This is a genomic window from Micromonospora sp. WMMD714 (genome assembly GCF_029581315.1).
In the GTDB taxonomy this organism is placed as follows: Bacteria; Actinomycetota; Actinomycetes; order Mycobacteriales; family Micromonosporaceae; genus Micromonospora; species Micromonospora rifamycinica.
The window spans coordinates 6,835,047-6,857,953 of the sequence record NZ_CP120744.1 but is presented as its reverse complement, the minus strand read 5'-3'; the positions used below and the strand labels follow the sequence as shown (position 1 = coordinate 6,857,953).

At 73.9% G+C, this 22,907-nt stretch carries 19 protein-coding genes; 10 read left to right on the top strand and 9 right to left on the bottom strand.

Going from position 1 to position 22,907, the window contains the following annotated elements; translation table 11 throughout:
• Positions 1–53: 53 nt before the first annotated feature.
• From O7625_RS29130 to O7625_RS29110, 5 genes are all read right to left on the bottom strand, one after another.
• Entirely contained in the window at positions 54–1,814 is a 1,761-nt protein-coding gene (locus O7625_RS29130) for a bifunctional diguanylate cyclase/phosphodiesterase (protein WP_282343081.1), read from the bottom strand.
• Positions 1,807–2,616, bottom strand: a complete 810-nt coding sequence (locus tag O7625_RS29125) for an SAM-dependent methyltransferase (protein ID WP_282343079.1) — start codon at positions 2,614–2,616, stop codon at positions 1,807–1,809. The genes O7625_RS29130 and O7625_RS29125 overlap by 8 nt, the downstream gene beginning before the upstream one ends.
• Positions 2,617–2,821: 205 nt before the next feature.
• On the bottom strand, positions 2,822–3,490 hold the full coding sequence (locus O7625_RS29120) for a response regulator transcription factor (protein ID WP_007072219.1): 669 nt from the start codon (positions 3,488–3,490) through the stop codon (positions 2,822–2,824).
• Between the two features lie 7 nt (positions 3,491–3,497).
• On the bottom strand, positions 3,498–5,189 hold the full coding sequence (locus tag O7625_RS29115) for a GAF domain-containing sensor histidine kinase (RefSeq protein WP_282343077.1): 1,692 nt from the start codon (positions 5,187–5,189) through the stop codon (positions 3,498–3,500).
• Positions 5,190–5,203: 14 nt separating this feature from the next.
• Positions 5,204–7,003 carry a long-chain fatty acid--CoA ligase gene (locus tag O7625_RS29110; RefSeq protein WP_282343075.1) on the bottom strand — a complete coding sequence of 600 codons (1,800 nt, stop codon included), beginning with the start codon at positions 7,001–7,003 and terminating at the stop codon, positions 5,204–5,206.
• Positions 7,004–7,172: 169 nt separating this feature from the next.
• Between O7625_RS29110 and O7625_RS29105 the strand changes: the two genes are divergently transcribed.
• From O7625_RS29105 to O7625_RS29080, 6 genes are all read left to right on the top strand, one after another.
• A complete protein-coding gene (locus O7625_RS29105; RefSeq protein WP_282343073.1) occupies positions 7,173–7,625 on the top strand; it encodes an SRPBCC family protein in 453 nt (150 codons plus the stop codon).
• A 37-nt stretch (positions 7,626–7,662) separates the two neighbouring features.
• The gene (locus tag O7625_RS29100; RefSeq protein ID WP_282343071.1) at positions 7,663–8,346 is read left to right on the top strand and encodes a hypothetical protein; all 684 of its coding nucleotides are present in this window, start codon (positions 7,663–7,665) and stop codon (positions 8,344–8,346) included.
• A gap of 64 nt (positions 8,347–8,410) precedes the next feature.
• Complete coding sequence (locus O7625_RS29095) at positions 8,411–9,367, top strand: ROK family glucokinase (RefSeq protein WP_172898563.1); 957 nt, start codon at positions 8,411–8,413, stop codon at positions 9,365–9,367.
• Positions 9,364–10,086: an endonuclease/exonuclease/phosphatase family protein gene (locus O7625_RS29090; RefSeq protein WP_282343069.1), complete on the top strand. Its 723-nt coding sequence runs from the start codon at positions 9,364–9,366 to the stop codon at positions 10,084–10,086. The genes O7625_RS29095 and O7625_RS29090 overlap by 4 nt, the downstream gene beginning before the upstream one ends.
• Before the next feature lie 112 nt (positions 10,087–10,198).
• On the top strand, positions 10,199–11,602 hold the full coding sequence (locus O7625_RS29085; RefSeq protein WP_282343067.1) for an NAD(P)-binding domain-containing protein: 1,404 nt from the start codon (positions 10,199–10,201) through the stop codon (positions 11,600–11,602).
• The gene (locus O7625_RS29080; RefSeq protein WP_282343065.1) at positions 11,602–12,429 is read left to right on the top strand and encodes an alpha/beta fold hydrolase; all 828 of its coding nucleotides are present in this window, start codon (positions 11,602–11,604) and stop codon (positions 12,427–12,429) included. The genes O7625_RS29085 and O7625_RS29080 overlap by 1 nt, the downstream gene beginning before the upstream one ends.
• Before the next feature lie 40 nt (positions 12,430–12,469).
• Here O7625_RS29080 and O7625_RS29075 read toward each other — a convergent pair whose 3' ends face one another.
• From O7625_RS29075 to O7625_RS29065, 3 genes are all read right to left on the bottom strand, one after another.
• Positions 12,470–13,888, bottom strand: a complete 1,419-nt coding sequence (locus O7625_RS29075) for a trehalose-6-phosphate synthase (protein WP_067308052.1) — start codon at positions 13,886–13,888, stop codon at positions 12,470–12,472.
• A gap of 221 nt (positions 13,889–14,109) precedes the next feature.
• Positions 14,110–14,958, bottom strand: coding sequence for a DUF308 domain-containing protein (locus O7625_RS29070; RefSeq protein WP_067308034.1), 849 nt, complete (start codon positions 14,956–14,958; stop codon positions 14,110–14,112).
• Between the two features lie 482 nt (positions 14,959–15,440).
• The gene (locus O7625_RS29065) at positions 15,441–19,217 is read right to left on the bottom strand and encodes an adenylate/guanylate cyclase domain-containing protein (protein ID WP_282343062.1); all 3,777 of its coding nucleotides are present in this window, start codon (positions 19,215–19,217) and stop codon (positions 15,441–15,443) included.
• Positions 19,218–19,258: 41 nt separating this feature from the next.
• On the opposite strand from O7625_RS29065, the gene O7625_RS29060 reads away from it, so the two are divergent.
• On the top strand, positions 19,259–19,525 hold the full coding sequence (locus O7625_RS29060; RefSeq protein ID WP_282343060.1) for a hypothetical protein: 267 nt from the start codon (positions 19,259–19,261) through the stop codon (positions 19,523–19,525).
• 84 nt (positions 19,526–19,609) lie between these two features.
• Here O7625_RS29060 and O7625_RS29055 read toward each other — a convergent pair whose 3' ends face one another.
• Positions 19,610–20,302: a Crp/Fnr family transcriptional regulator gene (locus O7625_RS29055; RefSeq protein ID WP_282347130.1), complete on the bottom strand. Its 693-nt coding sequence runs from the start codon at positions 20,300–20,302 to the stop codon at positions 19,610–19,612.
• Positions 20,303–20,586: 284 nt separating this feature from the next.
• On the opposite strand from O7625_RS29055, the gene O7625_RS29050 reads away from it, so the two are divergent.
• From O7625_RS29050 to O7625_RS29040, 3 genes are all read left to right on the top strand, one after another.
• The gene (locus O7625_RS29050) at positions 20,587–21,099 is read left to right on the top strand and encodes a polyadenylate-specific 3'-exoribonuclease AS (RefSeq protein WP_282343058.1); all 513 of its coding nucleotides are present in this window, start codon (positions 20,587–20,589) and stop codon (positions 21,097–21,099) included.
• A 51-nt stretch (positions 21,100–21,150) separates the two neighbouring features.
• Positions 21,151–21,654 (top strand): pyridoxamine 5'-phosphate oxidase family protein, encoded by a 504-nt coding sequence (locus tag O7625_RS29045; protein ID WP_282343057.1) that lies wholly within the window; start codon positions 21,151–21,153, stop codon positions 21,652–21,654.
• Between the two features lie 177 nt (positions 21,655–21,831).
• Positions 21,832–22,860, top strand: a complete 1,029-nt coding sequence (locus O7625_RS29040) for a 6-phosphofructokinase (RefSeq protein ID WP_088644698.1) — start codon at positions 21,832–21,834, stop codon at positions 22,858–22,860.
• Positions 22,861–22,907: the final 47 nt, after the last annotated feature.

Below are 22,907 nucleotides of genomic sequence, written 5' to 3'. Positions count from 1 at the left end.
GCGGCCCGGCGGGTGTCACCAGGGCGGCCGGTGCCCGGTGGCCCGGCCGGGGCTCAGCGGATCTTCTCCAGGATGCGGGCGGCCGGGGCGGGCCGACCGAAGTGCCAGCCCTGGCCGGCGTCGCAGCCGATGGCGCGGAGCCGGTCGGCCTGGTCGGCGGTCTCCACCCCCTCGGCGGTGACGGTCAGGTCCAGCGCGTGGGCCAGCGACACCAGCGAGGCGAGGATCCGCTCGTCGTTGCGGCTGGCCGGGTCGACCTGCGGGGTACGCAGCCTGGTCACGAACTCACCGGCCACCTTCAGCTCGGTCACCGGCAGGTCCCGCAGATAGACCAGGTTGCTGTAGCCGGTGCCGAAGTCGTCGATGGCGATCCGGACGCCCAGCTCGTTGAGCATCCGTAGCGCCCGGACCGGGTCCTCCGCGCCGGTGCTCATCATGGTGCTCTCGGTGATCTCCAACTGGAGCCGGTGCGGTGGCAGGCCGGTCTGCGCCAGCAGCCCGCATACCTCCTGCACCAGGCCGGGTCGGTGGACCTGCCGGACGGCCAGGTTGACGCTGACGAACGGGGCCGGCCCGCCGCCCGCCGCCCAGCTCTCCGCCTCCCGGCACGCCTCGGCGAGCACCCAGCCGCCGAGCCGGACGATCAGCCCGGTCTCCTCGGCCAGGCCGATGAAGCTGTCCGGACCCAGTACCCCCAGCTCCGGGTGCCGCCAGCGGACCAGCGCCTCCACCCCGAGCAGGGTGCCGTCGCGCAAGGACGTCAGCGGCTGGTAGTCGAGGAAGAACTCACCCCGGTCGAGGGCGGCGGGGATGGCCGCCGACAGGGCGTACCGGGCCAGCTCGGTGCGGTGCCGGGCCGGGTCGAACAGCGCCCAGCGGGCGCCGCCGGCCGCCTTGGCCCAGTGCAGGGTGCTGTCGGCGGCCCGCATCAGCTCACCCGGGGTGGCGCCGACCACCGGCCGTTCCACGATGCCGACGCTGGCCGTGACGGTCAGCTCGTGCCCGTCGACCAGGGCCGGCTCGGCGACCGCCGCGAGCGCCGCCTCGGCCACCGTGACCACGTCGTCGGTGCCGCGGGTGTGCTGGACCAGGATGACGAACTCGTCGCCACCGAGCCGGGCCACCAGATGCTCGCCGAGCGCCCGGCGCAGCCGCTGCGCCACCTGCACCAGCAGGGCGTCGCCGAGCTGGTGCCCGAGGGAGTCGTTGACCACCTTGAACCGGTCGAGGTCGAGGAAGCAGACCCCCACCCGGTCGGAACCCCGCCCCGGCAGGGCGATGGCGGCGGCGAGCCGTTCGGTGAACAGGGTCCGGTTGGGAAGGTCGGTGAGCGGGTCGTGGGTGGCCTGGTGGCGGAACCGGGACTCACTGTCGCGCAGCGCCCGTTCGGCCTGCGCCCGGGCCACCATCGCGGCCCGCCGGATCGACTCCTGCTCGTCGAGCGTCCGGTCGCGCAGCGCGCGGGCGTACCCGGTGGTGATGGTGGCGAGCAGCCGGGCCAGCCGGTCGGAGACGTCGTCGCCGACCAGACCGAGGTCGCGCAGCAGACGGAGCTGGATCACCTCGACGGTACGGCCCAGCCCCTCGGCCGAGGCGATGTGCGCGGCCACCAGTTCGGCACCCACCTGGTGCCCGATGCGCGGGTCGAACGGCTCGGCCCGCAGCGCGGCGGCCAGCCGTACGGTGAGGCGTTGCAGCAGCGCCTCCAGCTGGGCCTGGGTCATCGGCAGGTAGCTGGTGCCGGAGACCGCCTTGGCCCAGGCGCGGGCGAAGATGCCCGGACAGGACGCGCCGGTGGCCACCGGCTCACCCATCGAGACGCCCGACGCCGCCCAGGAAGCCGGCCCGCTCGGCGTCCTCGGCGCTCTCCGGCGTCTCGGGCCGCCACTGCGGCAACCAGACCACCCCGGGATCGACCAGCGTGAAACCGTCGAAGAACGCGGCCAGCTCGGCCCGGCTGCGGATGCACAGCGGGTTGTCGGTGCGGCGGTAGACCCGTTCCGCCTCGGCCTGCTCCGCCCTGCGGCGACCGTCCTCGCCGGCCTGGGAGAGGACCAGGTGACTGCCCGGGGCCAGCGCCGAGCGCAGCGTCCGCAGGATGTCCTCGGGATGGTCGGAGTGCGGGATGAAGTGCAGCACCGCCACGACCATCACCGCCACCGGCTGGGTGAAGTCGATCAGGCGGGTGACCTCGGGATGTCGCAGGATCGCCTCTGGCCGGCGCAGGTCCTCCCGGACGACGACGGCGTTGCCGTTGCCGGCGAGGATCTCCTGGCTGTGCGCCACGGCGACCGGGTCCACGTCGACGTAGACCACCCGGGCGTCCGGGGCGGCCCGCTGGGCGATCTCGTGCACGTTGCCGACGGTGGGGATGCCGGAGCCGATGTCGAGGAACTGACGGATACCGGAGTCGACCAGGTATTGCACCACCCGGCGCAGGAACGCCCGGTTGGCCTGGGCCATCAGCGGCGCGTCGGGCACCGCCTCCACCATCGCGCGGGCGGCGACCCGGTCGGCGGCGAAATTGTGCGAGCCGCCGAGATAGTAGTCGTACATGCGGGCGACGCTGGGGCGTTCGATGTCGATGTCGTCGGGTGCCCAGTCCGGTCGCTGCATCCCCAACCCCTTTGTCGAGTATCACCGCGTGGGTCGTCGCCTGCGCGGTTCACCCGGGTATTGTGCCCGCCCACTGCCCGGGTGCAAAGACCGCGATCTGTGCGCGATCATCCCCTTACCGGGCGCAATCGAAACCTGTGGATCGCCCGGCAGGCCCGGTCCGACGAGGGATCCGGGCCTGCCGGCCCGCGGGGTGAGGACCCGCTCAGAACTTCGGTGCGTCCGGCGCCTCGAGCAGGCCCAACCGCAGGGCGGTCATCAACGCCTGCGCCCGGTTGGCCGCGCCCAGCTTCTCGTAGAGCTTGGAGATGTGGGTCTTGGCGGTGGACTCGCTGACGAAGAGCTGCTTGGCGATGCCGGCCACGCTCATGCCGTCGGCGAGCAGCCGCAGCACCTGACCCTCGCGGGGGGAGAGCTGCGGACCGGACGGGGCCAGCCGACGCTTCATCGCCTCGGCCAGGTCGGCCGCGGTGAACGCGCTGGGCGAGGAGGCGGCGTGCCGGGCGGCGGCGACCACCTCGTCGGCCGGCGCGGTCTTCGGCACGAACGCGCTGGCCCCCGCCTCCAACGCGCCGAAGAGCTGGTCGTCACCGGCGTACATGGTGAGCACCACGATGCCCATCGACGCGCTGGACTTGCGCAGCGCCCGGGTGGCCTCCAGGCCGCTGCCGTCGGGAAGTCGCAGATCCATGATCACGACGTCCGGTTGCAGCGCGCCGGCCTGGCGCACGCCCTCCGCCGCCGTCGCGGCCTCGCCGACGACCTCGAACTGACGGTCACGCTCGAAGGCGTGCCGCAGCCCCTTGCGGATCAGGTCGTGATCGTCGACAAGGAGGACCTTGGTACGGGTGGCCGGTGTCGGGCTTGTGGTCATCCTCGAATTACTCCACTTCTGCTGCTGCGCTGCCACGCACGTTATCGCGCCGGGGCGACGAACCCACCACCACCGCCACGGTCGTACCGCTGGGTTGCCGGGGACTGATCTCCAACCGGCCCCGGATACGTTCCGCCCTCTCCGCCATGATCGCAAGGCCGTAGTGACCGTCGGTGCGCTGGTCACCGATGCCGTGACCGTCATCCGACACTTCAATTTGCGCGTACGGGGGGTCCACCTCGCAGGTGACCCAGAGATTCGACGCCCCGGCGTGCTTGCGGGCGTTGGTCACCGCCTCCTGCGCGATGCGCAGCAACTCGGCCTCGGTGGCGGCCGGCAACCGGGCGGTCGACTCGTCCAGCGACAGGTGCACCCGCAGCCCGCCGGCCGAACCCACGGTCCGGGCGTACTCGGCGATCGCCGCCGCCAGGCCGCCGTGCCGGTCCACCTCGCTGCGCAGCTCGAACAGGCTCAGCCTCAGCTCGGTGATCACCCGGGTCACCTCGCCGCGCAGGGTGCGCAGCGCCTCGGCGGTCTCCTTCGGGTCCTCGTCCACGTAGGCCAGGGCGTTGTCGATGCCGTAGCCGACCATCACCAGCTCCTGCGCCACCCCGTCGTGGATCTCCCGGGCCAGCCGCTGGCGCTCCTCGTTGGTGGCCAGCGACCGCACGTCGTCGAAGAGCAGCGCCGCCTCCAGCCGCAACGCGGCCGGGCCGGTCAGCCCGGTCACCCGGGACACCACCGGCGGCGGGTAGGCGTGCGCGGCGTCCGCCTCCAGCACCACCAGGCCGACCGTACGGACCCCGGCGACCAGCGGCACGATCAGCGACGAGACGTCCCCGCCGGGGTGCGAGCGGGCCTGCGACCGGGCCGCGGTCTGCGGCTGCTGGCTGGCCCAGGCGTCGGCGATCGCCGAATCGGAGTCCAGCGTCGTTTCCCAGTCGACCCGGTCCACGCCCACCTGGGCGAGCACCACCAGCCGGCCGCCGCCGCTGGCCGACAGCACCGCGCCCCGGTTGCCGGGGGCCACGGTGCGCAGCTCCTCCAGCAGGTGCTCGGAGATGCCGCCCGGGTCGAGGGTGGCCCCGGGCAGCTGCCGGGCGACCGTCCGGAGCTGGGTCAGCAGCCGGGTCGCCTCGGCGTACGGCTGGGGCTTGCCCTCGGCGCGGACCCGCATCACCTGGTGCAGGGTGCCGGCGGCGTACAGCCCGAGCCCGGCGAGGATCAGCCACTGTGCGCAGACCGCCAGGTAGCCCGGCTGGCCGAGCTGCCGCCCGCCGTCGACCACGGTGAGCGCGCCGGCCATCAGCAGGGTGACCGCGGTGACCGCGAGCAGCACCGCCCCCTCGCGGAACTGCCGGCGCAGCGCGGTGACGGTGACCGGCACCGCGAGGTAGGGCAGCACCGCCGACGCGCCCAGCCCGCCGACCGACGAGCCGAGCACGGCGGAGACGGCGACCTGGCTGGCGGCCAGCCCGATCACCACCGCCTCGGCGAGCCGGCTCAGCGGACCGATCAACCGGTGCTCGGGGGCGAGCAGGGCGGGCGCTCCGGCGACCGCCAGCAGGGCGATCCACCAGAGCTGGGCGGGATCGCGGGTGGCGATCAGGGTCAGGACGCCGACCAGCGCGAGCATCACCGCACGGGCGGCGGCGGCGACGGGGCGCGTCTGGGGGCGGACGGCTGTGGAGGCGGACACGTGACGGATCGTAGTCAGCCTTGGTAGATCTCCGCGATCTCGGCCGCGTACGTCTTGTGCACGACCTGCCGCTTGACCTTGAGCGAGGGGGTCAGCTCACCGGTCGCCTCGGTGAAGTCGCGGGGCAGGATGCGGAACACCTTGATCGCCTCGGCCTTGGAGACGGCCAGGTTGGCGGTGTCCACCGCGCCCTGGATCTCGGCCCGCAGCCCGTCGTGCGTCAGCAGCTGGTCGACCGGGGTGTCCTCGGCCAGCCCGTGGGCGGCCAGCCACTTCGGCAGCGCCTCCTCGTCGACGGTGACCAGAGCAGCGATGAACGGCTGCCGGTCGCCGACCACCACGCACTGGCTGACCAGCGGATGCGACCGGACCTGGTCCTCCAGCACGGCCGGTGCGACGTTCTTGCCGGCGGCCGTCACGATGATCTCCTTCTTGCGGCCGGTGATGCTGAGGAAGCCGTCGTCGTCGAGGTGGCCCAGGTCGCCGGTGCGGAACCAGCCGTCGGTGAGCGCCTCGGCGGTGGCCGACTCGTTCTTCCAGTACCCCTGGAAGATCAGGTCACCGGCGATCAGGATCTCGCCGTCGTCGGCGATCCGGATGGTCACGCCGGGCAGCGGGCGGCCGACGGTGCCGATCTTCGTGCCGGTGGGCAGGTTGGCCGCGGCGGCGGGCGAGGTCTCGGTGAGGCCGTACCCCTCGCAGATGGTCACCCCGATGCCACGGAAGAAGTGCCCGAGCCGGGCGCCGAGCGGAGCGCCACCGGAGATCGCGTCCCGGCAGCGGCCCCCGAGCGCGGCCCGCAGCTTGCGGTAGACCAGCCGGTCGAAGACGGCGTGCTGGGCGCGCAGCGCGAACCCGGGACCGCCCGGGGTCTCCTGCGCCTCGCTCCAGGCGATGGCGACCTTCTCCGCCCGGTCGAAGATCGCGCCCTTGCCGTCGGCCTCGGCCTTCTGCCGGGCGCCGTTGTAGACCTTCTCGAAGACCCGGGGGACGGAGAGCACGAAGGTCGGCCGGAACTCCTGGAGCTGGGGGATCAGGTCCCGGGTGTCGGCGCAGTGCGCCATGGTGGCCCGCGCCTGCACCACCCCGATCTGGATGAGCCGGGCGAAGGCGTGCGCCAGCGGGAGGAACAGCAGGGTCGAGGCCCCCGGGCGGAACAGGTTCGGCAGCACCGGGACGGCGTTGGCGATGTCGGCGTACATGTTGCGGTGGGTCAGCACGCAGCCCTTGGGGCGGCCGGTGGTGCCGCTGGTGTAGATGATCGTGGCGACGTCGGCGGCGCGGACCGAGGTGCGGCGGCGCTCGATCTCCTCCGGGTCGACCGCCGCGCCGGCGGCGACGATCTCGTCCACCCCGCCCAGCTCGATCTGCCACACGTCGCGCAGCTCGGGCAGCCGGTCCCGGACCCCGGCGACCAGGGTGGCGTGGCTGTTGGTCTCCACCACCACCGCGACCGCACCGGAGTCGGCGAGGATCCAGGCGGCCTGTTCGGCGCTGGAGGTCTCGTAGATCGGCACGGTGACCGCGCCGGCCGCCCAGATGGCGTAGTCGAGCAGGGTCCACTCGTAGCGGGTGCGGCTCATCAGGGCGACCCGGTCGCCGGGGGCCACCCCCGCGCCGGCCAGCCCCCGGGCGACCGCCACCACCTCGTCGCGGAACTGCCGGCAGGTGACGTCGACCGCGGCGCGGCCCTCCACGGCGGGCCGGACGAACTGCACCGCGTCCGGTGCCGCCTCGGCGTTGTCCCAGACCGGGTCGGTCAGGTTTGCCGCGTCGCCGATGCTGACGATCGGCGGAACGGAGAACTCGCGCACCTGCACTCCCTCGTGCTCGCACTGGCCGGGCCGACCACGGGCCGGCATGGTCGAAACCTACCCGGCCGCCGCGCCGGATGCCCCAGCCAGGTAGCCCGCCCCACCGGCCCGGACCCGGCTCCGGGGGTGGAGCGGGGCGTCCGCCGGGCGCGGCGGGTAGCCTCCCCCCATGGCGGACTCCTCCACCCAGTCGATCATCATCGGCGCGTCACCTGACCAGGTGGCCGCGGTCATCTGCGACTTCGCGAGCTACCCGGAGTGGACCGAGGCGGTGCGCCGGACCGAGGTCGTCGAGGAGTACGAGGACGGCTACGCCAGCCAGGTGCGGTTCACCATCGACGCCGGCGTGATGGCCGACGAGTACGTGCTGGCCTACGAGTACGCCGAGGACCTCTCCCGGATCGAGTGGCACCTGGTCGCGCCGTCGCGGATGCAGAAGGCGCAGCGCGGCTCGTACGACCTGGTCGGCAACCCGGACGACACCTGCACGGTGACCTACACCCTGGAGGTCGAGCTGTCGGTGGGCATGATCGGCATGTTTCGCCGGAAAGCCGAGAAAATGATCATGGATACGGCGTTGAAGCAGCTCAAGCGCCGGGTAGAAGCAGCCGGTGCGGCGTAGCGACGCGGCGGCCGGCGACACGACGGAGGAGCCGACCATGGGCGCAACGGAGCCGGGCTCGGCCCGGGAGGAAGCCGAACGGCTGGTCGCCACGCTGATCGCGACGGCCCGGCTGGCATCCGACGGCACCGGCTCGGGTGCGGGACCGTGGGGTCCGTTCGGTGGGATCGTGTCGGGTGTCCTCGGTCACAGTGCCGGCCCGGCCCGCCCGACCGGGGGCGCGCACCGGGCCGGTGCTTTCGGCACCGGATCGGCGGAGTGCTGCATCTGTCCCGTCTGTCGGGCTATCGCCGCGTTGCGCGATCCGAGCCCCGAGTTCGCCGAGCGGCTCGCCACCGGCGCGGGCGACCTGGCGGCGGGGATCGCCAGCCTGATGCGCGCGTTCGGCACGCCGGCAGGCGGGGAAGCATCCCACGGGACGCCCGGTGACGCCAGTGCGACGACCGGCGGAGCCGGCCCCGCCGATTCCGACGCCGATCATGTGTGGCGCGAGGCCACCCGTACCGGGCATGATTCTGCGTCGGCGCCGGAGCGGGACATCTGGTCCGCCGCCACCCGGGCGGAGGACGCGGCCGAACCGACCGCCGCCGCACCGCCCGTCGACGACGCCGGGCCGGCCGCGTCGGCCCAGCAGGTCCGGCCCACGGCCGACGGCCCCGTGGTGCCCGCCTCGCGGGCGCCGTCCGGCGCGGGCGGGGACGCACCAGGCGACGGGGCCTGACCACCGGACATCCCGGCGGTGCTCGGCCGCTTCGGTCGATGCCGGGACGCACATGCAGAGGGGAGTGGCCGCGGTGACGCTGACCATCGGAGTCGACGTCGGTGGCACGAAGGTGGCCGGCGGTGTCGTGGACGACACCGGCAGGGTGCTCGTGCAGGCCCGGCGGGACACTCCCGCGGACGACGTCGGCAAGACCCGCGACGTCATCATCGACCTGGTCACCCAGCTCGCCGCCGGCCACCAGGTCGACGCGGTGGGGATCGGCGCGGCCGGCTGGATCGACGCCTCCCGCTCCACCGTGCTCTTCGCCCCGAACCTGGCCTGGCGCGACGAGCCGCTGCGCGACTACGTCAGCACCGCCACCGGGCTGCCGGTGATCGTCGAGAACGACGGCAACGTGGCCGCCTGGGCCGAGTTCCGGCACGGTGCGGCCCGCGAGGCCGACGACTCCATGGTCATGTTCACCATCGGCACCGGCGTCGGCGGCGGCATCGTGCTCGGCGGTGAGCTGGTCCGCGGCGCCCACGGCATCGCCGCCGAGCTGGGCCACATGCTCACCGTCCCCGACGGCCACCAGTGCGGCTGCGGCCGGCTCGGCTGCATCGAGCAGTACGCCAGCGGCAGCGCCCTGGTCCGGTTCGCCCGGGCCGGCGCGCGGCAGGAGCCCCAGCGCGCCACCGCCCTGCTCGACCTGGCCGGCGGCGACGCCGAGGCGATCACCGGCCCGATGGTCACCACCGCCGCCCAGGCCGGCGACCCGATCTCGGCCGAGGCGTTCGCCCAGATCGGCCGGTGGCTCGGCACCAGCCTCGCCGACATGGCGCAGATCCTCGACCCGCAGGTGCTGGTCGTCGGCGGCGGCGTGGTGGACGCCGGTGACCTGCTGCTCGGCCCGACCCGGCGGTCGTTCACCGACGCGCTGGCCCAGCGCAGCCGGCTCCCGGTGGCCGAGATCCGCCCCGCCGAACTCGGCAACAGCGCGGGCGTCATCGGCGCCGCCGACCTGGCCCGCCGCCGATGAGCGCCGGGTCCACCGACCCCGCCGCCGACCGGGTGCCGCTGCGGGTGGTGTCCTACAACATCCACAGCCAGCGCGACGACACGGCGGCGCTGGCCAGCGTGGTCCGGGAGGCCGCCCCGGACGTGGTGATCGTGCAGGAGGCGCCGCGCCGGTTCCGGTGGCGGCAGAAGTCCGCCGCGTTGGCCGACTCGTTCGGCCTGGTGGTGGCCGCCGGTGGCCTGCCCTCGCTGGGCAACCTGCTGCTGACCAGCCTGCGGGTCCGGGTGACCGGGACGCACTGCCAGCGGTTCCCGCTGACCCCGGGCCGGCACCTGCGCGGCGCGGCGTACGCCCGCTGCCAGGTGGGCCCGGCCCGGTTCCTGCTGGCCGGCTCGCACCTGTCCACCGACCCCACCGAACGCCCCGGGCAGGCCGCCCTGCTCAAGCGGGAGCTGTCCGCCGCCGACCTGCCGGTGGTCTTCGGGGCCGACCTCAACGAGGGGCCGGACGGCCCGGCCTGGGGCACCGTGGCGGCCGGGCTGACCGACGCGGCGGTGGCCGCCGACGCGGCCGACCGGCACACCTACTCGTGCGCCAATCCGCGCCGGCGGATCGACGCGCTCTTCGTCGACCCCCGGGTCGAGGTGGTCGGCTACGACGTGGTGGACACCCCGACCACCCGCCGGGCCAGCGACCACTTCCCGGTCCTGGTCGACCTGCTGCTGCCGGCCGCCGGCTGACCCGGCGGCCCGGCCGCGAAACCCCCGCGAGCCGGGCTGGACAACGGGCGGCGGGTCCGGGGAGGATGCCCGTCGAACCGGCGTACCTGGCCGCACATAAGGAGATTTCCGGGTGTCCCCCTCCACCGAGCACGGCCGGCCCGATCCGGAGACCACCACGCTCGCCCCGAGCCGGGACGGCCGCCCGGTGTCCGACCGGGGCGACACGGTCTGCGTGATCGGTGCCGGGGCGAGCGGCCTCACCGCCGTCAAGAACCTCACCGAGCACGGCTTCGGCGTCGACTGCTACGAACGGGAGACCGGCGTCGGCGGCGGCTGGAACTGGCGGCACGACCGCAGCCCGGTGTACGCCAGCACGCACCTCATCTCGTCGCGGCCGTTCACCCAGTTCCCCGACTTCCCGATGCCGGACTCCTGGCCGGACTACCCGCACCACAGCGAGCTGCTGTCCTACTTCGAGCGGTACGCCGACCACTTCGACCTGCGCCGGCACATCTGGTTCGGCACCGAGGTCGTCCGGGTGGAGCCGGTCGACGGCGACCGGTGGGACGTCACCACCCGCAGCACCGGCGGGTACGGCCCGGAGCGCACCTCCCGGTACGCCGCCGTGCTCGTCGCCAACGGGCACAACTGGTCACCGAAGCTGCCCCGCTACGAGGGGCTGGAGGAGTTCCGGGGCGAGGTCATGCACTCCTCGTCCTACAAGGACCCGGCCCAGTTACGCGGCAAGCGGGTGCTCGTCGTCGGGGCCGGCAACACCGGCTGTGACCTGGCGGTCGAGGCGGCCCAGCAGGCGTCCCGGTGCTGGCACTCCACCCGCCGCGGCTACTGGTACGCCCCGAAGTACGTCCTCGGCCGCCCCGCCGACCAGGTCAACGACACGCTGCTGTCCTGGCGGGTGCCGCTGCGGCTGCGGCAGTGGCTCTACCACCGGACCCTGCGGCTGACCGTGGGTGACCTGACCCGGTTCGGGCTGCCGAAGCCGGACCACCGGGTCTACGAGACACACCCGATCGCCAACAGCCAACTGGTCTACTACGTCGGCCACGGCGAGATCACCCCGGTCCCGGACGTGGCCCGGTTCCACCCCGGCGGGGTGACCCTCACCGACGGCCGGGAGATCGACCCGGAGCTGGTCGTCTTCGCCACCGGCTACCTGCCCCGCTTCGAGTTCCTCGACCCGGGGATCCTCGGCGACGCCGACGGGTCCGGCCGGCCCCGGCTCTGGCTGCACGCCTTCCCGCCGGGCCACCCGACCCTGGCGGTGGCCGGGCTGTTGCAGCCCGACTCGGGGCTGTTCACCCTGGCGCACTGGCAGACGGTGCTCTTCGCCCGGTCGCTGCGGGTGCGCCGGGAGCAGCCGCAGCGGGCCGCCGCGTTCGCCTCCCGGGCGGCGGCCGGCGCGGGGCAGCGGTACACGGGGAAGGTCAAGGACAGCAGCCGGCACTGGTTCGAGGTGGGCCACGTCGACTACCTGCGCGCGGTGCAGCGCGCCCTCGACGAGCTGGAGGACTGATGAGCGGCACGACCGGGGAGCGGGTACGCGTCCTGCGGGGCCGGGAGTGGGCACGTCCGGTCCGCGCGGTGCGGCGGGAGGTGCTCAGCGTCGTCCCGGACCTGGAGGAGGGGCGTCCGCCGCTGCTGTTCGTGCCGGGGTTCGGGCACGGGGCGTGGGCGTTCGCCGAGCACTGGCTGGAGCACGCCGCGTCCCGGGGCTTCCCCGCGTACGCGGTGAGCCTGCGCGGGCACAGCGGCAGCGAACCGGCGGCGGAGGCGACGCTGCGGGCGTACACCCATGACGTGGTCCAGGTGGCGGCGGGCCTGCCCCGGCAGGCGGTGCTGGTGGGGCACGGCGCGGGGGCGCTGGTGGTGACACACGCGTTGGCGCGGTACCCGGCGCGGGCGGCGGTGCTGGTCGCGCCGGTGCTCGGCGGCGTCGCGACCGCCGTGGCCGCGGCGCGCGGCAACCCGGTCGGTACGCTGCCCGCCCTGTTCGGCGGGGCGCTGCGGCTGAACCGCCGGCAGTTGTTCAGCCGGGAGCTGCCCGACGCGGACGCGCGGCGGCACCTGGCCCGGCTGGGCCGGGCCAGCCGGCGGGCGCAGTGGCAGCTGCTCGCCGGCCGGCAGGCCGAGCCGGCGGTGGGCCGGCCGCCGGTGCTGGTGCTGGGCAGCCCCGACGACCGGGTCGTCCCGCCCGCCGCGCTGACCCGGGCGGCCCGCCGGTACGGCGCGGCCCCGCTGCTCTTTCCGGGCATGGGGCACGACCTGATGCTCGACACCCGCTGGCAGGAGCCGCTGGACGCGCTCCTCGACTGGCTGGTCAAGGAGCCCGGCCGCGGCTGACCGCCCGGCTCAGGAGCCCGGCCGCGGCTGACCGCCCGGCTCAGCCGGTGCTGCTGAGCCGGGTGAGCAGGGAGCCGGTGTCGTCCAGGGCGCTGAGGTAGGAGCGCGCCCAGGCGTGGATGTCGTGCCGGTGCAGGTGGTCGCGCATCGCCCGCATTCGGTCACCGGCGTCGGCGGGCGCGGCCCGCAGCGCCGACAACAGCCCCTGCTTGAGCCCCTCCAGGTCGTGCGGGTTGACCAGGTACGCCTGCTCCAGCTCGGCCGCCGCCCCGGCGAACTCGCTGAGCAGCAGCGCGCCGGTGTCGTCGACCCGGGCGGCCACGTACTCCTTGGCCACCAGGTTCATGCCGTCGCGCAGCGGGGTGACCGCCATGACGTCGGCGACCCGGTAGAGCGCCGCCAGCTCGGCGCGGTCGAAGGGCTGGCTGAGGTAGTGGATGGCCGGTTCGCCGACCCGGCCGAACTCGCCGTTGATCCGGCCGACCTCGCGTTCGATCCGTTCGCGCAGGATCTGGTACTGGCCGACCCGCTCCCGGCTCGGCATGGCGACCTGCACCAGCACCGTGTCCCGGACCTTGACGTCACCGCTGGCCAGCAGCTCGCTGTAGGCCTTCAGCCGCTGCTCGATGCCCTTGGTGTAGTCCATCCGGTCGAGGCTGAGGATGACCCGCTCGGGGTCGCCCAGGTCGTGCCGGAGCCGGCGGGCCCGCGCGGTGACGTCCGGCCGCCCGGCGAGCGCCGCCATCTCGGCGGTGTCGATCGAGACCGGGTACGCCCCGATCCGCACCACCCGGTCCTGCACGCCGATCCGCCGGTCGGTGGCCGGCAGGCCGAGCACCTTGGTGGCGAGCTGGGCGAAGTTGTGTGCCGCCTGGGCCCGCTGGAAACCGATCAGGTCGGCGCCGAGCATCCCGCGCAGCAGCTCCGACCGGCGGGGGAGCTGCATGAACAGCTCCGGCGGCGGGAACGGCACGTGCAGGAAGAAGCCGATCCGCAGGTCGGGGCGGAGTTCGCGGAGCAGGCCGGGGACCAGTTGCAGGTGGTAGTCCTGCACCCAGACCACCGCGCCCGGGTCGGCCACCGCGGCGGTCGCCTCGGCGAACCGCTGGTTGACCCGCTGGTACGCCTCCCACCAGCGGCGATGGTATTCGGGTTGCTCGACCGCGTCGTGGTAGAGCGGCCAGAGGGTGGCGTTGGCGAAACCCTCGTAGTGGTCGCGCAGGTCGTCGGCGGTGAGCGGGACGGTCTCCATGTGGACACCGTCCACGTCGGGCAGCACGGGCGCGGGCCCGGTGCCACCGGCCCAGCCGACCCAGGTGGCCGGGGTCTGGCGGAGCAGGGGGTGCAGGGCGCTGACCAGCCCGCCGGGGCTGCGGCGCCACTCGCAGGCGCCGTCGGGCGCCACGCTGTCGTCGATGGGGAGCCGGTTGGCCACCACCACCAGTGATCTCTGTCGCATCTCGGGCATTCCGATCGGCAGTGGACCGACCACGCGAGCGGGGAACAACCGGGCGGTCGGTGGGGGAAGTGACCTACAACGGTATTCCTACTGACCGTAAGTTACACCGCTGTTACACCGGGCGGGGGGCCGGTGGTGTCCCGGCATGCGGGCGGGACGGCGGTGGGGTCGGGGGCGGGGAACGGGGGCTGGGGAATCCGGTCGGGCCTACGGGGGAATGGTCAGACGACCGCGCCGTCGTCGGGATCGTGCTCGTCCTCGTCGCCGGGACGCAGTCGCCAGATCAGCGTGACGAAACCGGCGAGGATGCCGGTGAAACCGAGCAGGGTGACCACCGAGGCGTCCACCACCGGCAGCAAGGACGGGTTGAGGAAGAGGACGAAGCCGAGCACGATCCCCAGCACGCCGACCACCGCGTACTTCGAGATCCGGGGCAGCGGCGGGGGAGGGGGCGGGGTGTAGCCCTCCTCCGGGTCGTCCGGCAGGTCCGCCCCGAAGGTGTCCAGGCCGTCCAGCAGCGACGGCTCGTCCTGCCGGCCCCGGGGGGTCACCGAGATGCCGGAGATGTCGGCCGCGTACGGCAGCCGTCGGACGTCGGTGGCGGTCGGGCCGGTCGGCTCGTCGGCGCGGGTGACCGGGCCACCCGCCCGGGAGGCCGGATCGGTGGTCTCGTCGTCGTCGACGTCCTCCGAGGCCGGCCAGGGGTTGCTGCCGGCGGCCGGGGCGGTGTGGAAGGCGGCGACGATCCGTTCCCACTCGGCGTCGACGTCCGGTTCGGGCCGGGCCGGCTCCGGGGTCGACTCGTCGGCGAGCTGGGTGAGGTAGTCGCGGGCGGTGGTCAGGTGCGAGCGGTCGACGTAGAGCCGGTCGACCGGCCGGGACGGCACGGTGGTCGTCCGGGTGATCGGGTTCAGGTCGGCGGAGGGCTGCAGGTAGGCGGCGATCCCGCCCGCGGCGAGCACGTCGAGCAGGTGCTCGCCGACGCGCGGGTCGACGTCGCCCGCGACGGCGTACTCGCTCGCGTCGAGCCCGTTGTCCCGCCGTCCCCGGCGGGCGCCACCCGCTGACACCGGACATCCTCCTCCGCGCACCTCGCGGTGCGGTCGTGTCGGCGCCCCGTACGCCGTGCCCTGAATCGTGACACGTCGGCACCCGGTTCCGGGAGTGCGTTGTGGCGTGCCGCTCGTGGTTCGTCGCTCCGCGACTCGGCGGACGCCCCCGTCGGGCCGCCCCGGGGCGGCACGGTCGCCGTCCCGCGCGCCCGGTCGGGGCGGCGCGACGCGGGGCCGTCGGCCCGGCGAGCACGCGGGAACGGCCGCCGTAGCGGCTGGTGGCGTACCTGATCGGCGGTCCGCCGCCCGGGGCGTGCTCGCCCGCTCCGCCGGCCCGGACGTCCCTGCGGCCGCTCGGCGGGTCGCTGGCCCCCGGTGGCGGGGAGCTTCGGCGGTGCCGTCCGATCCATTGCCGAGCGGGGTCCGCAAGAAGTGACATTCGACGTGAATCAGGAATACTTCACCTGCGGACACCCCGACCGTCGGCGGGGGAGGGAAGGTCAGCGTCGGGCGGCCGTCGTCGGGGCGGCCAGCCGGAGCAGGCCGGGCATGCCGAAGCGGTCGGCGAAGTCGCGTACCCGGTCGAGGGCGACCGCCGCCGCGGCCGGATCGGCGACGGCCAGCGCCGGCACCGACAGCGCGGTGGTCAGCACGTGGTCGGTGGTGTCGGTCATCCGGGCGTAACTGTCCGCCGCCGTCCGCAACAGCCGGGCGGCCCGGTGCGCGTCGCCGTCGGCCGTCGCCAGGGTGGCCCCGGCGACCTGTCCGGCGGCCACCGCCCAGGGGGTCATCCGGGCGGACCGGTCGAGCAGGTCGTGGACCAGCCGGGCGGCGTCCGGGCCGAGCACGGCGGCGACGTGGCCCACCGCCGGCACCCACTCGGCGAACGGGATCATCCGGGTCCGCCGCCAGTCCTCGGCCAGCTCCACCAGCAGCCGCATCGCCTCGTCGGACCGACCCTCGACGGCCCGGCAGAGCGCGGCGTGCGCCAGCGTCGAGCGCAGCACCCGGTGGAAACCACTGCGTCGCGCGGCGACCAGGGCCTTGGCCACCATGTCCGGACCATCCGCCCCGTCCCCGTCCCCCTCCGCCCCGCTGCCGCCCGCCCCGCTGCCGCCCGCCCCGCTGCCGCCCGCCCCGCTGCCGCCCGCCCCGCCGCCGGCCGCCCCGCCGCCGGCCGGGCCTGCGCCGGCCGGGCCTGCGCCGGTCGGGCCTGCGCCGGCCGGGCCTGCGCCGGTCGGACCCCCGCCGGCCGGTGCGGGTCCGGCCACCCCACCCGCCGGCTCGACCCCGGCGCTCAGCGCACGCATCCACCCGGAGACCGCCACGATGTGCAGGTCCCACTCGGCGGTCGGCCGGCGGGTCGACTCGGTCGCCATCTCCAGGGCCGCCACCCAGTCGCCGGCGTAGTACGCCCGCGTCCACTGGTCGGCGAAGCTGGTCGCCACGCCGTGCCCACCGGCCAGGTCCAGCGCACGCTGTTCGTCGACCAGCCGGGCCGACCGGGCCAGGTCGCCCTCCTCCTGGGCCGCCCAGGCGAGGTTCTGCACCGCCCGCCGCCGACAGGCCAGCCGGTCGGCCCGGCAGTGTTCGGCCACCTCGGTCAGCTCCGCGTACGCCTGCTGCTCGCCGGCCAGGTAGCGGGCCACCGCCAGGGTGATCCGGGCGTTGGCCCGGACCTCGGGAAGCGCCATCCGCTCGGCCAGCCCGGCCGCCGAGCGGGCCGCCGCACAGGCCGGCTCGGTCTCGAAGTTGAGCATCCGGACCCGGGCCAGCTCCAGCAGCGCCTCCGCCTTGTCCTCGGACTCCGGCAGCCCGGCGTAGATCTCGTTGGCCCGGTCCAGGCAGCGCAGCGTCTCGGACCGGTCGGCCCGGCTCCAGGCGGCCGTGGCGAGCAGGGTCCAGGCGCGGGCCGCGCCGGAGCGGTCCCCGGCGGCGGCCAGCCGGTCGACCAGCCCGGTCAGGGTCTGCGTGCCGCCGTCGACGAGGAACGCGTCCCCGTCGCGGAACAGGGCGAGCTGCGCGGCGAACAGCTCCAGCCCCGGGTCGGGCTCCCCGCCGATCGCGAGCGCCCGGTCGACCAGCGTCGCCGCGTTGTCCAGGGCGTGCAGCGCGTTGGCCCGGCGGGCGGCCCGGTGCAGCGCGGTCCGGGCCGCCATCGCGTACGGGGTCGGGTCCAGCCCGACGGTCCGGGCGATCTCGTGGGCGGCCCAGCGGTGGTTGGCCAGCGTCTCGGCCAGGTCCTGCTGCCCGGCGTCGGCGCGCTGGGCCAGCCAGTCGGCGGTGTGCTGGTGCCGCAGCACCCGTTCCGCCCGGGGCAGCCGCTGGTAACACACGTCGCGGACCAGGATGTGCCGGAACCGGTACTCCGGCTGACCGGCCATCGTGGACGCGGGCAGCTCGAAGACCATGTCCCGGCGCTGCAACCGGTCCAGCGCCCGCTTGACCCACTCGACCGTCCGGCCCAGGGCGGTCGCCACCGGCGCCGGCCAGAACTGCACCCCGACCACGGCGGCGGCCTGGAGTACCGCCCGGTCGGCCGGATCGAGCAGGTCGAGCCGGTTGGCGATGACCGCCTGGACGGTGCGCGGCATGTCGGCGGTGCCGGCCGGGTCGAACCGGGCGGTCGGGTCCAGCAGCCCGCCGTCCATCAGCATCCGGGCGTACTCCTGGGCGTACAACGGATTGCCGTCGGCGAACTCGATCAGCGGCGGGCGGGCCGCCGCCGGCAACGCGGCCTGGCCGAGCAGCAGGGAGTACAGGGTGTCGATGTCCGCGTCGTGCATCGGCGGCACCGAGATGGACATCGCGCCGCTGATCATGCCGGTCCAGGCCGGCTGCCGCTCCCGCAGCTCCGGCCGCGCGGTCGCCACCACCAGCAGGGGTACGCCCCGAGCCGCCGCGCCGAGCTGCTCGACGAAGGTGAGCATCGCCTGGTCGGCCCAGTGCATGTCCTCGAAGACCAGCACGGTCGGACCCTGCCCGGCGAGGGCGAGCAGGAAGCGTCGCCAGGCGGCCCCGGTCTCGGCCGGGTTGAGCCGCCCCGCGGAGACCCCCAGCAGCGGTCCGAGCGCGTCGGCCAACCGCAGGTCGGGCGGATCGCCGAGCTGGTCGAGGCGCTGGCGCAGCCGGTCGCGCAGCGGCTCCGGGTCGTCGGTGTCCGGTGCCCCCAGCCAGGCCTTGACGATGTCGGCCAGCGCGGCGTAGGTGACGTTCTCGCCGAACGGCGGGCACTGCCCGACCAGCCAGGTGACCCGGTGGCCGGGCAGGTTGGCGGCGTGCCGGGACAGCTCGCGCAGCAGCCGGCTCTTGCCCACCCCGGCCGGACCGAAGACGGTCACCAGCTGGGAGGTGCGCTCGTTGACCGTGCGGTGCAGGGCGCTGACCAGCAGGCCGCGCTCGTGTTCCCGGTCGACCATCGGGGTCAGCTCGGCGGCCTGCGGGTCGGTGCGCGGCCGGGCCCGGACGGCCAGCCAGAGCCGGCTGACGGCCGTGCGTCCCTTCAGGGTGACCGAGGGCTGGTCGACGTACTCCAGCTCGTGCCGGGTGGCCGCCCAGGTGCTCTCGTCGACGACCACCCCGCCGGTCGGGGCGAGCCCCTGCAACCGGGAGGCGGTGTTCACCACGTCGCCGGTGACGAAGGCCTGCCCGCCGTCGCGGGTGGCGGAGAGGTCCACCAGCGCCTCACCGGTGGCCACGCCGACCCGGAAACCCAGCGGCGGCTGTGGTCCGGCGGCCTGCCGGGCCAGGCTGCGTTGCAGCTCCAGACCGGCCCGTACGCAGCGCAGCGCGTCGTTGTCGGTGGCGACCGGGGCACCGAAGAGGGCCATCACCGCGTCCCCGATGTACTTCTCCACCACCCCGCCGTACTGGTGGACGAGTTTGCGGACGGTGGCGAAGTACGCCTGCTGGAGACTGCGTGCCTGCTCCGGGTCGGCCCGCTCGGCGTACGTGGTGAAGTCGACGATGTCGATGAAGAGCACACTGACCTGGCGGCGGTCCTCCCGCACGGTGACCGCGTGGTCGTGCAGCGGCTGCCCGCAGTCGGTGCAGAAGTTGGCCTCGGGGGTGTTGGCGTGCCCGCACGAGGCGCAGCCGAGCGTCAGCGCCTGTCCGCAGCCGCCGCAGAAGCGGTCGTCCGGTCCCGCCGCCCGGGAGCAGTGTCCACACCTGAGGTCGATGACGAACTCCGTACGTGAGGAGATCCCATTATCCCGCCGCGACGGCCAGTCGGGTACCCGACCTGTGGGCGGACCCTGCGGCTGGCCGGCCGCCACTAGTGTTCCTCACGAGGAAAACTCACTGTCAGGAGAGTGCCGTGCACGTGCGCTTGTCCGCCTACTGGACCGATCCGGACGGCACCGTCCGGTCCCCGGGGGAGACGGTCGACGTCGACGCGGTGACCCTGGCGAGGATGGAGGAGCAGGGCATGGTGGACAATTCCGACAGCCAGACCACCTCGGACGCCGGCACGACCACGGGCTCGACGTCCAAGCCGCAGAAGATCGGTCCCGGGCCGACCACACCCCCGGAGAACATCGGGCCGGGGCCGACTGCCCCGCCCGCGGACGACATCGGTAAGTGAGCGAACGGCGTGGCCGGCGGACCGAAGGGTCCGCCGGCCACGCCGTTCGTGTCGTCTGGGACGGGCCACCCGGGGGCGGCCTGGTCAGCGGTCGGTCATCCCGGCCCGTCGGCGCAGCGCGGCCACGTCGGTCACCACGATCCGGCGACCCTCGGTACGCAGCCAGCCGCGGCTGGCGAAGGAGCCGATCGCCTGGTTGACGCTCTGCCGGGAACCGCCGGCCATCTCGGCGAGCTGGCTCTGGTTGAGCTCGATGGTGATCATCGGGGCCTGGCTCTCGCCGGCCAGCCGGACCAGCGTCTTGGCCACCCGACCGGGCAGGTCGAGGAAGACGTGGTCGGCGTTCTGCTCGGTGAGCCGCCGGATCAGCGCGCCCAGCGACCGCATCACCGCGTCCAGGATGCGCGGGTTGGAGTGCACCAGCTCCATGAAGGCCGGACGGGACAGCGCGAGCGCGGCGCAGTCCTCGATCGCCTCGGCCGAGGCCGAGCGGGTGGAGGCGTCCAGCAGGGAGACCTCACCCAGCACATCGGGTGGTCGGATGACCGACAGCACGGCGCGTTCCCCGGTCGGCGCGGTACGGAACACCGCCACCGCCCCGCGGCGCAACACGATCAGCGACTCGCCGGGATCGTTCTCGACGAAGAGGAGTTGGCCCTTGCGGTAGGTGCGCGGCACGGCCGCGGCGATCACCCGCTGGCGGACCTCCGGCTCCAGCCCCGCGAACATCTCCACTCCGGTGAGGGCGTCCCCCGGCTCCGGCAGGCGCATCTCCACGGCCCCACCCCTCCCCCGGTCACGGACCACAACTTCGCTCACCGGGTGAACCCTGACGGCCCTGTCGAGGTGAACTGACACCGGTTCGGCGTCCGGTAGCGGTACACATCAGATCATGACGGTCCAGTCGCTTGCTGTACACCCCCGTAGACCGTTCCGTGACACTCCCGAGCTGCGGCGGCGGGCGGTGACGGGCGTCCCGCGCGGCCCGACCGCACCGGCGGGGCCGGGACGGCCACCCCCGCCCGGGGACGGCCTCCGGCGGTGGGCGAGGATGGACGACGATGGTCTACCGCTACTTCTACGACTGCGAATTCATCGAGGACGGCCGGAGCGTCGACCTCGTGTCGATCGGTGTCGTCGACGAGTACGGCCGCGAGTTCTACGCGGTCTCCACCGAGTTCGACGACTCCCGCGCCGTGCCCTGGGTCCGCCGCAACGTGCTGGACAAGCTCCCCTCGCCGGCGGACCGTGCCTGGCGCTCCCGGAGCCGGATCCGCGACGACCTGTACGAGTTCCTGCTGGAGCCGGTCCGGGACCGGCCGGGCGAGCAGCTGGAGCTGTGGGCCTGGTACGCCGCCTACGACCACGTGGTGCTGGCCCAGCTCTGGGGGGCGATGCCGGCGCTGCCCCGGGAGATCCCCCGGTTCACCAAGGAGCTGCGGCAGCTCTGGGACGACCGGGGCCGTCCCCGGCTGCCGGACGCGGCGGCCGACCGGCACGACGCGCTGGTCGACGCCCGGCACAACCTGGCCCGCTGGCAGGCGATGACAGCCGGTGACAGCCGGCAGGTTTGACCCGCGTTGCCCGGGGCACCGGTTCGGCGAGCCGATCCGAGGGAGTGCGCCATGGCCGACGACGCGACCACCATCACCGAAGCCCGGCGGCGGGTGACCGAGCTGATCCGGGACGCCCGGATCTGCATGTTGACCACGATCGGGGTGGACGGCCGGCTGCTCAGCCGGCCGATGGCGCTCCAGGCGGCCGAGTTCGACGGCGACCTGTGGTTCTTCGCCTACGCCGACTCGGCCAAGGTGCGTCAGCTCCGGGTCAACCCGGAGGTCAACGTCGCCTTCTCCGACCAGCGGCACCACGCCTGGGTCTCGGTCTCCGGCACCGCCCAGGAGGCGTACGACCGGTCCCGGGCCGAGCAGCTGTGGAACCCGGTGCTCAAGGCGTGGTTCCCGGACGGGCTGGACACCCCCGGGCTGACCCTGATCAAGGTGCACGCCAGCTCGGCCGAGTACTGGGACTCGCCGGGTGGCACGGTGGTCAACCTGCTCGGGTTCGCCAAGGCTGCGGTGACCGGGAAGCCGCCGGCGGTGGGGGAGAACCACGAGGTCAGCTACTGACCGGTAGCCGGGGCCGGGCCGGGACCGGTCGGGGCGCGGTGTCGGCGTACACCTGAGCCGACTACAGTGCGCAGTGACGGCCCGCCCCGGGCCGGCAACGGTGCCGATGGTCTGAGCTGACACATATCCTGGGGCTTATCCGGGCTTCACCTGACGTTCCAGGAGGATGAGCAGATCATGCGTATCGGCGTGCTCACCGGCGGCGGCGACTGCCCAGGTCTCAACGCGGTCATCCGGGCGGTCGTCCGTAAGGGCGTCGCTACTTACGGTCACGAGTTCGTGGGTTTCCGGGACGGCTGGAAGGGTCCGCTTGAGGGCCTGTCCAAGCCGCTCGGCATCCCTGAGGTGCGGGGCATCCTGCCGCGCGGCGGTACCATCCTCGGCTCGTCCCGCACCAACCCTTTCAAGATCGAGAACGGCGTGGAGCGGATCAAGGAGAACCTCGCCGCGCAGGGCGTGGACGCGCTGATCGCGATCGGCGGCGAGGACACCCTGGGTGTCGCCACCAAGCTGCACGAGCTGGGCGTCAACGTGGTCGGTGTGCCGAAGACGATCGACAACGACCTGGGCGCCACCGACTACACCTTCGGCTTCGACACCGCCGTCAACATCGCCATGGAGGCGATCGACCGGCTGCACACCACCGCGGAGAGCCACCACCGCACCCTGGTCGTCGAGGTGATGGGCCGGCACGCCGGCTGGATCGCCCTGCACGCCGGCCTCGCCGGTGGCGCCAACGTGATCCTGCTGCCCGAGCGCAAGTTCGACGTCGACCAGGTCGCCGGGTACGTCGAGAAGCGCTTCCAGCACCAGTACGCCCCGATCGTCGTGGTCGCCGAGGGCGCCCAGCCGCTCGACGGCCAGATGGTCCTGCACAACCAGGAGCTGGACGCCTTCGGGCACGTCCGGCTCGGCGGCATCGGCCAGTGGCTCGCCGAGCAGCTGGAGGCGAAGACCGGCAAGGAGGCCCGCACCGTCGTGCTCGGGCACATCCAGCGCGGTGGCACCCCGACCGCGTTCGACCGGGTGCTCGCCACCCGGCTCGGCCTGCAGGCCATCGACGCCGCCCACGAGGGTGACTGGGGCAAGATGGTCGCGATGCAGAGCACCGACATCGTCCGGGTGCCGCTGGCCGAGGCCACCCGCGAGCTGAAGACCGTCCCGATCGAGCGCTACGACGAGGCCGAGGTCTTCTTCGGCAGCTGAGCGCACCCCACCCCTTCCCCTCCGCCCTGTCGGAGGGGAAGGGGCAC

What these genes read in the sequence shown, in the direction of transcription:
- O7625_RS29130 (WP_282343081.1), bottom strand. Translation starts at nt 1,814, where the DNA reads ATGGGTGAGCCGGTGGCCACCGGCGCGTCCTGTCCGGGCATCTTCGCC.
- O7625_RS29125 (WP_282343079.1), bottom strand. Translation starts at nt 2,616, where the DNA reads ATGCAGCGACCGGACTGGGCACCCGACGACATCGACATCGAACGCCCC.
- O7625_RS29120 (WP_007072219.1), bottom strand. Translation starts at nt 3,490, where the DNA reads ATGACCACAAGCCCGACACCGGCCACCCGTACCAAGGTCCTCCTTGTC.
- O7625_RS29105 (WP_282343073.1), top strand. Translation starts at nt 7,173, where the DNA reads ATGGCGGACTCCTCCACCCAGTCGATCATCATCGGCGCGTCACCTGAC.
- O7625_RS29100 (WP_282343071.1), top strand. Translation starts at nt 7,663, where the DNA reads ATGGGCGCAACGGAGCCGGGCTCGGCCCGGGAGGAAGCCGAACGGCTG.
- O7625_RS29090 (WP_282343069.1), top strand. Translation starts at nt 9,364, where the DNA reads ATGAGCGCCGGGTCCACCGACCCCGCCGCCGACCGGGTGCCGCTGCGG.
- O7625_RS29080 (WP_282343065.1), top strand. Translation starts at nt 11,602, where the DNA reads ATGAGCGGCACGACCGGGGAGCGGGTACGCGTCCTGCGGGGCCGGGAG.
- O7625_RS29075 (WP_067308052.1), bottom strand. Translation starts at nt 13,888, where the DNA reads ATGCGACAGAGATCACTGGTGGTGGTGGCCAACCGGCTCCCCATCGAC.
- O7625_RS29050 (WP_282343058.1), top strand. Translation starts at nt 20,587, where the DNA reads ATGGTCTACCGCTACTTCTACGACTGCGAATTCATCGAGGACGGCCGG.
- O7625_RS29045 (WP_282343057.1), top strand. Translation starts at nt 21,151, where the DNA reads ATGGCCGACGACGCGACCACCATCACCGAAGCCCGGCGGCGGGTGACC.
- O7625_RS29040 (WP_088644698.1), top strand. Translation starts at nt 21,832, where the DNA reads ATGCGTATCGGCGTGCTCACCGGCGGCGGCGACTGCCCAGGTCTCAAC.